Genomic DNA, 14014 nt, shown 5'->3' with positions numbered 1-14014 from the left:
CTCGGACCAACGAAGCACTACAAATCTACCGCGAGGAAGGCGGTGAAGCGACGTTTGTCCATGAGGCCGTAGCTGTTGCTGCCGACGATATTCCACGCGAAGGTGTTGGTCACGTTCTGCATCTGGATGCGGAACGTCGCGGGAGACCGGCCGAGCTTGAAACGATACCGCGCGCCGATGTCTATCAACGCATAGGGATCGACCGAGACGAGGTTGTCGCGCGAAGCGGGGCGCTTTCCATACCAGGACAATGCGAGATCCAAGGAGACGCCTGGCAGGAACGGCAGCCGATAGTCGGCATTACCGCGCAGGATCGTTGCGGACTGGCCAAGCGGCTTGCGGCCAACCCGACCGAGTTCGACCGCTTCTCCGGTAACACGCGGCTGCATGAGGACGGCACCCGCCACGACGCTGAGTTGATCGGTCGGATTGCCGGACAGACTCAGTTCGACACCGCGGTGCCGCACATCGCCGAGGATGGTGAAGACATTGGCTTCGTCGGTGTTGAAGTAGGGCTTGCGAACATCGAAGACGCCGGCGACCAGCTTCATACGCGGCGAGATTGCCCAGCGTATTCCGGCGTCGGCCTGACGCGTGCGAATGGCGGGCAGCGCCTCGTTTCTGTTGGCGGCGTTGTTGGGTGCGAGCCCGCTTTCTTCGAGTCCGCGCGTATAGCCGGCGTAGAGGGCCAGGGTGTCGGTCAGATAGGCGGCGGCGGAGGCGCTCAACAGCCAAGGTTTATCATGCGTGCGGGTGGTCTGCGCATCGCCGGGAAGGTCAATCGTCTTGCTATAGCTGGCGCGCTGGACGCCCAGGCTAAGCTCGCCGACGTCCTTCCAGCGCCCCTCGTAAGCGAGGCCGATAGTGGTCTGCCGAACACTGTCATGGACGCGTTCGCCGAAACTGTATGAAGCTGGTTGCGCAACCGGCACCGGCATCCCCAGCCTGCGCTGACCGAGGTCGATCGGCTCGGCAGCACCTCCATAGAAGCTATCGAGGCGACGGGCGCGAACCGAGGCGTGAAGCGTATGCAGCCGCGGCCCGTCGAAGAAGCTCCGGCTGACGCGCAGTTCTCCGCTGGTCGAGGCATAGCGTTGCCCCGGATCGGCGATGATCCGCTCACGGGTCTGGCCATCCTGGGTGGTGTCGACAAACAGTTCGGCAAAATTCTGCTCGTTCACGAAGATCGAACGAACCGCACCGACGACCACGAACCAATCCCGACCGATCCGCGCCTTGGCGATCACGCCGGCATTGATGCCGCGGCTGTCCTTGGCTGCCCACTCCTGGCCGAAGTAACGCCGCCGTGGCGCTTCGGGTGCGACGAAAGAACCGGCGGTAACGATGGTCGGGGCGACTTGTTCGTCCTTGCCGATCGTCATCGACCAGAACGGGGCCAGCTCGATGCCGTCGCTTGGGCGCCAGTGCGGGATGATCGCCGCGCGGATGTAGTGCGCGTCTGATCCGTCATAATATTTCTCGTGCGCGTAGGATGCGCCCGCCGCGATGCCGAGCCGCTCCCCGTCGATAGGAATTTGCGCATCGACTTCGATCGTCGGCGCGCCATATTCGAAGCTGCCTACGACCAGGCTGATGATCGGCCTGTCTCGGACGCTGCGCAGCTTGTAATCGACGATCCCTGTCGGCGCCGGGAAGGGATAGCCCTGCGCCGAAAGCCCCACGCGGATGGTGGAGCCGGAAACCAGGCGCTCGGAGAGACTGGCCTGCCGATCGAAATAGACGCCTTCGATCCGCACATTGCCTGCGCTGACCGGCGAGAAGCCGCGCACCTGGCTGCTGCTGTAGAGGCCGATGGTTTCGTTGCCGATCGAGGTGCCGAAAGCATCCTCGGCCGCCGTCACTGCATTGTCGTCCGCGCGTTGCGCGATCACGGGGTCTGCGACGGATGCGGCGCTCAGCGCCAGCAGGCGCGCAATCGGGCGCATGGTCAGACTTCCCGAGGCCAGCGGACCGCTCGGCGCAGACCCAGGACGGTCAGCGCGCCGCCCAGAAGCAGCAGCCAGACCGCAAGTGGTAGAGCCGCGGCCACGCGGGTGGATGGCGGTTCCTCACTCATGGCGAAGCGCGGTAGGAAGTCCCGTTCGATCAGGTTGAACCGCCCCCGCATGGCGGGCTCATTCATCGGGGTGGGATCGACGATTTCCTTCTGCACGAGCGGATAGAGGATTCCACGCAGGCGAAGCTGGTAGGCGCGGGTCTGCGCCTCGAACGCCCGGTGGCGCCCGCTATCGGTCCCCGCCAGCGTGGCCAGGGCGGATTCCAGTCCGAGCGGGGGAGACAGATAGCCGGCAAAGGCCGCGATGCCTGCCTGATGGTCGGCATGTGCGGTGATGGCCTCGTAGGACGGAGCCAACCGTTTTTCGGTTTCCGGGGCCAAGAAGGTAAGCTCGGTCGCGTAATCGATGTCGTCGATACGATCCCGCGCAGCGCTGAGATCGGGGCGCGCGGCAATGGCCCGCTTCAGGATCGCGTTGCGATCGGCCTCGATCGCATCCCCGGTCTGGCGCCGGATGTCGACATAGGCGACACCGGACGGCGGCGGAGAGAGGGCGGATATCAGAATCGAACCAAGCAGCGGCAGACCGATCGCGAGCATCGTCCAGATGGCGGCCAATGTGCCCAACGCACTGGCCGCGCCCGGCAGACGCGAGAGGACGAGGGTAGCGATGCCTGCCCACAGCAGCATGTAGGCGGCGGTCAACAGCAAGGCCGTGATCAATTCCGGCCAAGCCGCAGCGAACGAGACTCCGGCAACGCCGAGCGCCAACACAATCGCGACGAGTACAGTCGGCGTGCTCCAGGCGAGGATCGCCGCCACGCGCGCGCCCAACCAAAGCCGCGGCCCCGTCGATTGTGCCGCCACCAGCCGCAGCATTCCCCTGTCGCGCTCAAAGGTGACGAGCAGGCCGAACAGCAGGATCAATGCGATCGGCAGCAGATAGACCACCGCGAACCCAAGATCGAAGCGTCCCAGCGCCAGCACGCGCGGGTTCTCGAAGTCATAGCTGTCGTCGAAGCCGAAGATCGTGTTGAGTTTCACCTGCAGCCGGCTGGGCGCAAGATCACTCACGCCGGCCGCGAGCGGTGACAGCGGCAGATGCGGCTTCATCGCGTGCTGGAACACGAAATACTGGCTGAAGCCGGAGACGTTGGTCGGATCTTGCCAATAGGGAACGGCAGGCGCATCCGGTGTGACCGGCGCGCGATAGGCGGCGGCGCGCTTCTCCAAGCTGGCGCGATGCGCGGCTTCGGCCGCAAGTGTGCGGGCCTGCGCCTGCACCTGTGCGCGGTGGAAGTTAGCGGTGTTGACCGCCCCCCACAGGAAGCTTGCGGCCAGCGTAAGCAGCACGGCCCAGAGGAGCGGCGTGCGGCCGACCTGCCGCCATTCCCATGCGAACAGCTCAACGAAGCGGGGTGCGCTCATGGTTTCAATCTCCGTGCGGTGGCCGCCAGCAGCAGCCATGCGCCGCCCAGCCACAACAGCAGCGCCGCGAGCGCCGGCAGCGCCGTGGCGCTCGCTCGGCCCAGCGCGGGCGCGCTGTAGGCGAACTCGGGAATCTGCGACCACAGGCGTTGGTCGTTGGTGTGACGCTCTGAGCCATGGGCTCTATGCGCCATGCCGTCGCCGTTCATCCGGTTCACCAGATCGCGCCGATAGTGCTCGGCGGTCCAGATGAAATCCTGGTGATGGCTGAAGTCGCTGCCCGCGAGCGACGCCGACAGGCTCTGCGTCGCGATCGTCGGCGACAGGAAGCCGAAGGCCGCGAACAGCCGATCCTGGCCAACGACCCGGCCGTAGAAGCCCCCCAATATCCGGTCGAACACCCGATGGCTGTGCCGCTCGACCATGTCGAGCTCGGCCATGCGCGGATTGGGGATGTCCTCGATCCTCGTGACGCCGTGGCGGGCAAGGAGCTGGGCCTTGTGCCGGGCCGAATCTTCCGCCGACCAATAGGCGGCGGCCTCGTCGAGCGTCTGCTGCCGCACCGCCTGGCTCGACGGCAGCGGCCGTAGGCTGTCCGCGACGCTGCTGCCCGCGCGCGGGAGAACCAGCGCGATGACGATCCAGATGCCGAACAGCAGCGCCAGCGCGATTCGGGCGTCCCGCGCGCGCAGCGACACCACGATGCCGATGGCCGCCAGCACCGCAAGATAGCCGGACATCATCATTGTCCAAAGCGCCAGCCGCCCGAGCACGTCCCCGTCGAGGCGGCCATTGATGCCGCTGAGCGCCAGCCCCGACAACGTCACCGGCAGGACCAGCAGACTCGTGGAAGCCCCCCAGATGGAGAGCGCCTTGGCGCGAATGATCGCGGCAGGATGGACGGCGGCACCAAGCGCCAGCCGCATCGTCCCACGTTCCCGGTCCTGAGCGACCACGACGAAGGCGAGGAGGAAGACGATCAGCGGCGCAAAGGTCAGGAGCAGCGAGGCCGGATTGGCAAGCCCGGCGCGCTGGAGCAGCGACGCATTCTGCAAGGGCCGACCCAGCATGTCGTTCTGATGGTGCGCTTCCAGCCAGACGCTCTGCCCGACGAATGGGCCGACGCTAGGATCGAGCGCGGAAAGCGCCGGCGAGGGTTTGAAAGCGAAGATGCTGTAGTGAGCCGCGCTGTGCGGGTCCTTCTCACCCTGCCCGATCCAGCGTGCGCGTTCGGCGTTGGCGACGGCGCGCTTTTCGGCATCGCCGCGCGCGGTATCGAGGCTCACGCTCGCGAAGGCGAGCAGGATCAGAGAGGCGAGGCACAGCAATGCCCACCAGGCACGTCGATCCCGCCGCACGATCTCCAGCTCGAAGCGAACGAGACTGATCATGCTGCCAGCTTCTCAAGATAGAGGCGCTCGAGTTCGACCGGGCCGATCGCGGCGGCGTCGCGCTCGTCGACCAGTCTGCCTGCGCGCAGAATGCCGAGGCGATGGGCGACATCCTTCACCCGGAACAGGTCGTGCGTAGCCATCAGCACGGCGATGCCGCGTGCCGAGGCCGTGCGGATCACAGCCGACAGGTCGTTCGCGGCGCCGGCGTCGAGGCCCGATGTCGGCTCGTCGAGCAGCAGCAGCCGTGCCTCTTTGGCCAGCGCGATAGCGACGCCGACCTTCTGCCGCATACCCTTCGAGAAGCCGGCGGCGCGGCGATCGTGTGCTTCGGCTTGTAGGCCAGCGTCGGACAGCAGCCCGCGTGCGGCGGCGGCATTGATCTTACGGCCCGCGAGCAGAGCGAAATATTCCAGATTCTCGACCGCGGTCAGCGCTGGATGGAGCATCACGGTCTCAGGCAGATAGGCGATGCGGGCGCGGGCTCCGATCGGGTCGTCGATCGCATCGATCCCGTCGAGCGTGATGGCGCCGCTATCGGGGGCGAGGAAGCCGAGAATGAGATTGAGGGTGGTCGTCTTGCCCGCGCCGTTCGGGCCTAGCAGGGCATAGACCTCTCCAGGCGTGATCGTGAGTGAGAGTCGGTCGAGAGCCTGATTGCCGTTGAAGGCGATCGACACGTCGTCGAGCGCTAGGATGGGGTCTTGGGCCATGGTCAGAACCTTGCGATGAAGCTGATATCGACGCTGCGCGGCGCGCTGAGCGTGATCTGACGCACCGAGCCGCCGAACCAATTGGCATAGAGGCGATCTGTCAGGTTGCGGCCGCGCAGGATGATGTCGCCGAACGGCAACCGGTAGCCGATCGCCGCGTCGAACACGGCGCCGCCGCGAACCCGTATGCTGTTGGCGTTGTCGGTGAAGAAATGGCTGGCGTAGCGTGCGCCGCCCGACAGCGTGATCGGTACATCCTCGAAGCGGTAGATGCCGAACACGCCCGCTACGCGCTCGGGCACGACCGGCGGAGTGTTGCCCGACCGATTGGCGCCGCCCGCTTCGATCAGTTCGTCGAACTTGGCGTCGAGTACGGCCAAGCTCGCATCGAGCCGGAACTGTTTAGTGATCGCTGCCGAGACCGACAGTTCGATTCCCCGCGAAGACTGGCTTCCGCCCTGGATCGAGACGTTGAGATTGTTGGGATCGCGCGTGAGAATGTCGTCCTGCTTGATCCAGTATCCCGCCAAAGTTAGGTCGAAGCGGTCGTTCCACAGGCTGGTCTTGAGCCCTCCGTCTACCGAGCGGCCGGTCGTGAGGTTGAACTTCGCATTGGTAGCCGAGATCAGCGCGAGGCTGCCGACCGGTGCTACCGCATAACTGTACTGCGCGAAGATCTGGGTTTTGGGCGCGATGTCATAGACGACGCCAGCGCGCCACGAGATCGGATCGTAGGACCGCGAGAAGGGCGTGAACGTCCCCGCGTTGAGGTCCTCGACGCTGCGATCCAGCGCGATATGATCGTAGCGAATGCCGCCGACCAGCAGCAGCTTCGGTGTGAGGTTAAACGCTTCCTCGGCAAAGACTGACGTGATCGTCGTGCGCGAAATGAAGTTCGCGCGGTTGTCGGCCCCCGGGAAGTTGGCGGCCGTGTCGTCCAGCGCGGCGAATGTTCCCCGGACGGGATCATATAGGTCGACCGCCGTGGTATTGCCGAAGCGGCGCACCGAATCGAAATCGCTTCGGCTATATTCGGCGCCGATCGACAGGCGATTGCGATGGCCGGCAATCTGCGTGTCGCTGGCCAGAACGGCGCGCTCCACGAAGAACTGATGGTCATGGTCGATCCGGGTCGTGCTGCGCCGGAACGACCCGTTCGGCAGCGCGATCGACGGCGCGAGATATGTATAGACTTCCGAATTGCGGAAGCGACGATCGGCATCATAGTAGCTGAGTTCGTTGGTGAAGGTCAGCGCGTCGGAAATCTCATAGGCGACGCGGGAACGCAGCCACCAGGCATCCGATCCCTGATCGGCATTGGTGACATTGTAGTTCTTGTTGCGCAGCGCCTTGTCGATCACGAAGCCGTCGGTCGTCGTGACCAGTCCGCTCGGATCGCGCGCCACGGCCGCCGGCAGCAGCGGCGTGCCCCAATAAGCGGTGCCATATTCGTCGCCGAAATAATCGCCAGCGAGTTCGATAGTCAGGCGTTCGGTGGGCTTGAAGGTCGCCGAGAGCGTCGTTGCGAAAAACCGCGCGTCAGTGTCGTCGATGAAGCCACTGGTGCGGTTGAAGCTGCTTACGCCGCGGACAGCTACCTTGTCGCTGAGCACGAAGTTGGCGTCGACGCCCACCCGTGCCGTATCGAAACTGCCATATCCGGCCGTCACGGCGTAGGCGGTTTCGCCGAATCGGGGCTTCTTGGGAACGAGATTGACGGCCCCTGCCAACGAGCCCTCACCATAGAGAACGCCGGCCGGGCCTTTGAGCACCTCGATCCGGTCGAAGCTCCAACTATCGAGATTGCGAATGATCAGCGCCGAGTTGGTCTGGCGAACGCCGTCATAAAGCAAGGAGATCGCACCGGCCGTGAAGCCGCGCATCGACATTTGGCCCGGACTGCTGGCAAGTTCGCCCGAGGTCGCGCCGGGAGTGGCGTTCAGCGCTTCCACGCTGGTGCGCAGCCCTCGTTCCTGCATCAATTCCTGGGAGAGGATATCGACGATCGCCGGTGTCTCGCGGACGCTGAGGCCGAGGCGGCTGCCCGTCTCCGTCCGGGCATCGAGCAGAAGTTGGCGATCGGCGACGCCTGTGACGATGATCTCGTCGTTTTCCTCTGCATCTTCAGCAAGCGCCGCCTCTGGCCAGACGAACGGCAAGGATGCGCAGAGAGCCAAAAGTTTCAGACGCGAATGCTGCTTGCGCGCGATGTTCCCCTTGAGTCCGTGCTTCAATTCTACCCCCTCGGCAAAAGCAGTCTGTTGCGATGCAGCAGCCGAGGTCTGGTAAGGATATATCATAACATGAGTCAATGTTTATTGTTCCGGCGACCTCTCGATCAGTTTGTGGGAGTGGTGATCATTGATAGCGACAGCGCGCCGCGGCTGTCTGCGGGTGCGTTGCCGAAGGAATAATAGCATCAATCAACACGTGCGCGCCGTCAGGCGGTAAGCCGCATCGTTTCCAGCCTCGCAGCTCCCCGCGCCAGCAGCCGCTCGATCTTGTCGGATCTCCGCCGCAGCGCGAGTTTCATCGGTCGGGTCGTCGCCGCCAATGATGGCGCCGCTCTCGAACGTCTGGCGCCACCTTTTTGGGGCACTCCCGGTTGTGAATTCCCGCCGGTGACGGTAAAAACGGACCAGCATTGATTGCGGTACCAAGCAGTCGACTTCAGGAACCGGCTCCGCGCCACTGTCGATTGTCCCTGAAAGTGAGGTTTCAGCAAATGGCGGGATTTTCCGTTTGAAATCAAAAGGGAAGCTTTTTGCAGTCCTAGCGATCGGTAAGACTGGGCTGAAAAATATTTTTCCTCAAATAAAACAATTGGTTATGGGGTCGTGAACAATCGAGTGGGAATGAGGGAGACATTCAGCTGGTCTCATCCGATTATTCCTATGGTCCTGCCCCAGACGACAGCGCCTGCCCGTTAGAACAACCGGTGAAGGATCATCGGTGCGCGGCGCCGCCTGTACAGCCGGCGCGCGCCAATCTGGGATGACAGTTGTGCTCGCCCCCCCGGATAGCCATGTCATCGGCGAGCCATAGCGCCGAGTGGGCTAGGTCGCCATCGTCCTAGCGTGCAGTCTGGGCAAGACGAGCGACAATCGAGGTCAGAAATGGCCAGAACTCTTCGGGAGCGCCGGCTGCGGCTGCCGGTTTTACCACCCCACTATGCCCGTCCTTCGCGTTTCGTAGGCATTGACTGTTTCATCAACGTGTGAATAACTCGGTTGTAAGCTAAAATAGTTTGGAGGGGTGAATGACTGCAGGGCATTCCGGGGTAACGTTCGCGCGCGATAAATTGGTAGCGCTAACATACGTGCGCGCCACATCTGCAGGCACCGCCTTTCATTTTGTGGAAGTGTTCCAGACCCGTTCCACCGTCGAGAATTTGCAGGGAGGCGTGCGTTGATCGATCGCAGAACTGCCCTTGCCGGTGTGGTAGCCATCTTTGGCGCGAATTTGTTCGCCCCGCTGGCGCGAGCCGTCGAATATCAGCCGAACCCGAAGATCAATACCGGGCCACCGGAGATCGTGTTCACGCCCGCACAGCGAGCGCTGGTCGCAGCCCTGAGTGAGCGCATCCTGCCCACCACGGACACGCCCGGCGCGATTGCGGCCGGAGTGCCGGAATATATTGAGCATATGCTCGGAGACTGGGCAGTTGATGATGATCGCGCGACGATCATCGACGGCCTTGCCGCGATCGATGCGCGCAGCATGGCCGACTACAGGACAACGGCAGTGAAGGCTTCGGCCGCGCAGCAAGATGCCTTGCTGAGGCTGGCGATGAATGGCGAACTGCCCGGCGCTGCCCCATTTTTCCAGGCGTTCCGGCAGCTTGTAATTACCGGCTATTATACCTCTGAAATAGGTATCACGCAGGAGCGGCACTATCTGCCCGTCCCCGGCGATTATGATGGTGCCTATCCCTATGCGAAGGTCAAAAGGATCTTCTCGTCATAGCGGGCTGTCGCCCTCGACCCTCGACCTCATCAATTTCCGGCACTCATCGGGCAGGCATTATCCATGGCAGCAACAGATCGTTTTGACGCAATCGTAATCGGCTCAGGCGTGAGCGGCGGCTGGGCCGCGAAGGAACTGACGGAAAAGGGGCTTCGTGTCCTGATGGTCGATCGCGGCCGGATGGTCGAACATGGGGAGGACTATCCGTTCGACGGCAAGTCGGCCTACGACATCCCGGCGCGCGGCAGGATGCCGGCCGCGCTTGCCAAAAGGGATTATTTCGCGCTCAACGGCTGGGTTTCGCCTGCCACCCAGCCGTTCTTCATCAACGATCGGCTCAACCCCTATGACTATGACGCGCCCAACAAATTCAATTGGGTCCGTCCATCGGTGGTCGGCGGCAAGTCGTTGACCTGGGGGCGGTGGAGCTTTCGCTGGAGCCCGGCCGACTTCGAGGCCAACAAGCGCGAGGGCGTAGGCACCGATTGGCCGATCCGCTACGAGGATGTCGCGCCCTGGTACAGCTATGTCGAAAACTATATCGGGGTATCGGGCGGTCGGGAGAATTTGCCGTATCTCCCCGACAGTGAATTCATGCCGCCTTTCCCGATGAATATCGCTGAAAAGTGGATGAAGGAGCGGCTGGAGAGCGAATTTCCCGGCCGCAAGCTGATCAATGCTCGGCTGAGCAACATCACCGAGGACAAACCCGAACAGAACCGCTCACGCTGTCAGAAGCGCGCGCAATGTGACCGTGGCTGTGGCTTCGGCGCCTATTTCTCGACGCAGGCGGTGACGCTGCCCGCCGCTCGCGCGACGGGACGGCTGACGCTCCGTTCGGACAGTTGGGTCACCAACCTGGAATATGACCCGGCCCGTAAGCGCGTCACGGGCGTCCGAATGGTCGATGCCAACACCGGTCAGGAGGAAGTCGTTCAGGCGCGGATGGTGTTCCTGTGCGCTTCGGCGATGAGTTCGCTCCATGTCCTGCTGAACTCGCGACCTGCAGGCAGCGAACGCAGCTACTTCCATTCCAACGGCGCGCTCGGGAGCGCCGTGATGGATCATATCTTTCGCGTCGGCGTCTCGGGCGACATTCCGGGCATGAGCGAATTTGTTGAATATGGCCGGCGACCCGGCGGCGTCTACGTTCCGCGCTTCCGCAATCTCGAAATGGAGGATCTGCCCTTCAAGCGCGGCTATGGCTATCAGGGCGGTGCGAGTCGTCAGGCCTCCGCGCCTGAGGGGTTCGGCGCATCGATGAAACATGGCATGCGCGAATATGGCCCCTGGCGATTTTCGATGGGCGCGTTCGGGGAATGCCTGCCTTATGAAGATAATCGCGTCATGCTGAACCATAGCAAGACCGATCGCTTCGGCACGCCCCTGCTGCGCTTCGACGTCCGCTTCCGCGACAACGAAATCAAGATGATGGACGATGCGTTGGAACAGGGCGTGCTGATGCTTCGCAAGGCGGGGTTGACGAACGTGTCCGGCGGTCGCGGCAAGCACGTTCCCGGCGAGGCGATCCATGAGATGGGCGGCGCACGCATGGGGAACGATCCCGGCACGTCGGTGCTGAACAGATGGAACCAGGCGCACGATGCGCCCAATCTGTTCGTTACCGATGGCGCCCAGATGGCCTCGGTCTCCTGCGTCAATCCGTCGCTCACATTCATGGCGATGACCGCGCGCGCTGCCGACCATGCCGTCAATCAGATGAAGGCGGGCGTGATCTGATCGGGCGCGCCACTCGGTCCGTTTCATCTGCTGCCATCAGATCCACGGCCGCTGGCGCAGACGACACAAATCAGCGGCCAATCACGCTTTTTTACACGTACGGCGCCGGGCTTCAATATGAGCGAGCGTGGGAGAGGATGCATCATGTATAGAGTGCTGGCGATTATCGCGCTATTGGTCACGGCCCAGGCTGCGCCCAACCCTCATCTACCGACCGCCATCTACGATACGGTCGCCCCCACGCTCCCGAAAAACCTCGATCGGGCAGTCCTGATCGTTTCCAAGACCAATGGTTGGAGGCATATTGAGCATATACCGCATTCAAATGCGGTGCTCGCCGACATAGCCAAGAGTTTGGGGCGTGCCAGCTACACCACCGAAAACGCGGCGATCTTCAACGACGAGCAACTACGTCATTTTTCAGTCGTCGTCCTCAACAGCGCAAGCGGCGATTTCCTGACCCAGGAACAGCAGTCAGCTTTCGCTCGCTTCGTTGCGCGCGGGGGTGGCGTGGTCGCGCTGCATGCCGCGGGGGACAATAGCCATACGGCACCTTGGTACACCAAGACGATCATCGGGACCAAATTCATCGGGCATCCCGGCGACAAAGATCAGTTTCAATCCGCGCGTGTCATTATTGATCAGCCACGGCATCCGATCATGGCTGGCGTGACCCTGCCCTGGACACCCGTCGATGAGTGGTATTCGTTCGATGCAAACCCCGAAATGCGTGGCATGACGGCGCTCGCGCGGATCGACGAAGCCAGCTACCGCCCTGGCGCCAAGCTGATGATGGGCAATCATCCGGTGATCTGGATCAATCCCGCGGCGAAAGGGCGCGTCTTCTACTCTGCGCTGGGGCATTCGCCTGAAAGCTACGACGACCCGAATTACCACCGCATCCTTGCAAATGCGATCAACTGGGCAGGGAGATTTGGCCCCTGATGCAATCATGGGGCGCCGCTCTCGAAAAATTGGGTATCCGCGATCGGCAGATGAAGGCCCCGCAAAAATTCACTTCCGTCCATGCGAGCTTTCACAATCATCTCTCTCGAGCACCAGCCGATTGACCGAAAAACTTACAAGGAAAGATGCTTAGCCACCGAGATCGAGTGGCAATCTCTCATGGCATATCGCCTGCCCTTCTCGCCCGAAGAACATCCGCGGAGACGAATTCGCATCAAACTGACAGTATCACTACTTCGTACACCAAAGCTGCGAGCCGGAAGCGGTTACGGATTCCTATTGGGGCAGCGGACCATCATCCACGTTGCGGAGCTGATCTGCAAGGATGGACAACTGATAGCAGATTGCGATGCCAAGGTCGAATTCGACCTTAACTCTCCACAGTAGCGAAAGGCTTGTCCGAAGATGACCTATACGAGATATTATAATTCGCCAATAAATTGAAATATCTCAACTATACTTTCGGCGGGGCTGTGAAGCGTCCCGGGTTTTCCGGAGGCTCCGAACTGTGAGAAGGAGCATCCGGTATGAGCAAGATGGGAAACAGATTTTCGCCTGAGGTCCGTGATCGAGCGGTGCGAATGGTTGGCGAGCACCGTGCGGATTACGGCTCGGAATGGGAGGCGATGAGTTCGATTGCCTCGAAGATCGGCTGCACGGCCGAGACGCTGCGCCGCTGGTGCCGCACGGAGGCAGGCCGACGGGCGGCACCAGCGGCGCAGGGTGTTGATGATAAGGCCCGGCTCAAGCTGCTGGAGCGCGAGGTCAAGGAGCTCCGTCGAGCCAACGAGATCCTTCGCAAGGCGTCGGCATATTTTGCGATGGCGGAGCTCGACCGCCGCGAGAGATGATGATGTCGTTCATCGACGTCCATCGCGAGGACCTGGGTATCGAGCCGATCTGCCGCGAACTGGCGATCGCCCCGTCCTCCTATCACGAACACGCGGCCCGTCTTGCCGATCCGGCGAAGCGTTCCGCCCGTGCGCGCCGGGATGACGACATGTGCGAGCAGATCCGGCGCGTTCACGAGGCCAGCTTCGGACTCTACGGCTCGCGCAAGGTCTGGCATCAGTTGCGGCGCGAGGGCCTTGATGTCGCCAAGTGCACGGTCGAGCGACTGATGCGTAGCATGCGGCTGGCCGGTATTCGTCGAGGGAAGAAGACGACCACGACCGTCAGCAATCCCAAGGCGCCATGCCCGCTCGACAAGGTGAACCGGGAGTTTCGTGTGGACCGGCCGAACGCCCTGTGGGTAGTCGATTTCACCTATGTCCACACCTGGGCAGGGTTCGTTTACGTGGCCTTCGTGATCGATGCCTATGCGCGGCGCATCGTGGGCTGGAAGGTCAGTACTTCAGCCACGGCCGGGTTCGTTCTGGATGCCCTTGAGCAGGCGATCCATGCGCGCAGACCCGGCCCGGATGACGGCTTGATCCACCACAGCGACAGGGGCGTGCAATACCTCGCCATGAACTACACCCAGCGCCTGGCGGAGGCCAACCTCGTGCCCTCGGTCGGCAGCGTCGGCGACAGTTACGACAATGCTTTGGCCGAGACGATCAATGGCCTTTACAAGGCCGAGGTCATCTGGCGCCAGCGGTCCTGGCCAAGCGCATCGGCGGTGGAAATGGCGACGCTGAGCTGGGTCGACTGGTACAACAACCATCGCCTTTTCGGCCCGCTCGGCTACATCCCACCCGCCGAGGCCGAAGCTAACTACTATGCGGCCATTGAGACCCTCGATATGGCTGCCTGAGTCAAACTGCACAGCCTCCAGAAAACCCGGGACGCTT

Annotated in this window: 9 protein-coding genes and 1 other annotated feature; of the genes, 4 read left to right on the top strand and 5 right to left on the bottom strand. The window is 62.4% G+C overall.

What is annotated here, in order from left to right; translation table 11 throughout:
- Positions 1-17 precede the first annotated feature (17 nt).
- From MOK15_RS13365 to MOK15_RS13345, 5 genes are read right to left on the bottom strand one after another with little or no spacing between them, the layout of a single operon-like run.
- The gene (locus tag MOK15_RS13365; protein ID WP_242932061.1) at positions 18-1946 is read right to left on the bottom strand and encodes a TonB-dependent receptor; all 1929 of its coding nucleotides are present in this window, start codon (positions 1944-1946) and stop codon (positions 18-20) included.
- A 2-nt stretch (positions 1947-1948) separates the two neighbouring features.
- On the bottom strand, positions 1949-3445 hold the full coding sequence (locus MOK15_RS13360; protein WP_242932060.1) for a DUF3526 domain-containing protein: 1497 nt from the start codon (positions 3443-3445) through the stop codon (positions 1949-1951).
- Entirely contained in the window at positions 3442-4836 is a 1395-nt protein-coding gene (locus MOK15_RS13355) for a DUF3526 domain-containing protein (protein WP_242932059.1), read from the bottom strand. Before MOK15_RS13355 ends, MOK15_RS13360 begins: the two co-directional genes overlap by 4 nt.
- Positions 4833-5549, bottom strand: coding sequence for an ABC transporter ATP-binding protein (locus tag MOK15_RS13350; protein WP_242932058.1), 717 nt, complete (start codon positions 5547-5549; stop codon positions 4833-4835). The genes MOK15_RS13355 and MOK15_RS13350 overlap by 4 nt, the downstream gene beginning before the upstream one ends.
- A 2-nt stretch (positions 5550-5551) precedes the next feature.
- Positions 5552-7783 carry a TonB-dependent receptor gene (locus tag MOK15_RS13345; protein WP_242932057.1) on the bottom strand — a complete coding sequence of 744 codons (2232 nt, stop codon included), beginning with the start codon at positions 7781-7783 and terminating at the stop codon, positions 5552-5554.
- A gap of 1228 nt (positions 7784-9011) precedes the next feature.
- Between MOK15_RS13345 and MOK15_RS13340 the strand changes: the two genes are divergently transcribed.
- The 4 genes from MOK15_RS13340 to MOK15_RS13325 all read left to right on the top strand — a co-directional run bounded on the left by MOK15_RS13340 (position 9012) and on the right by MOK15_RS13325 (position 13977).
- Positions 9012-9515 (top strand): gluconate 2-dehydrogenase subunit 3 family protein, encoded by a 504-nt coding sequence (locus MOK15_RS13340; protein WP_347567197.1) that lies wholly within the window; start codon positions 9012-9014, stop codon positions 9513-9515.
- Positions 9516-9578: 63 nt separating this feature from the next.
- Positions 9579-11255 (top strand): GMC family oxidoreductase, encoded by a 1677-nt coding sequence (locus tag MOK15_RS13335; protein WP_242932055.1) that lies wholly within the window; start codon positions 9579-9581, stop codon positions 11253-11255.
- Between the two features lie 144 nt (positions 11256-11399).
- Complete coding sequence (locus tag MOK15_RS13330) at positions 11400-12200, top strand: ThuA domain-containing protein (protein WP_242932054.1); 801 nt, start codon at positions 11400-11402, stop codon at positions 12198-12200.
- Positions 12201-12748: 548 nt separating this feature from the next.
- Positions 12749-13977 (top strand): IS3 family transposase gene (locus MOK15_RS13325; protein ID WP_242931456.1). Its coding sequence is split into 2 segments (ribosomal slippage): positions 12749-13037 and positions 13037-13977, totalling 1230 coding nucleotides; the frame shifts between segments, so codons are not numbered across the junction.
- Positions 13030-13144 (top strand) — a sequence feature (AL1L pseudoknot). (Overlaps the previous gene by 115 nt.)
- Positions 13978-14014 lie beyond the last annotated feature (37 nt).

It is taken from the genome of Sphingobium sp. BYY-5 (assembly GCF_022758885.1).
Classification (GTDB): Bacteria; Pseudomonadota; Alphaproteobacteria; order Sphingomonadales; family Sphingomonadaceae; genus Sphingobium.
This window is presented reverse-complemented; position numbering and strand designations above follow the sequence as displayed.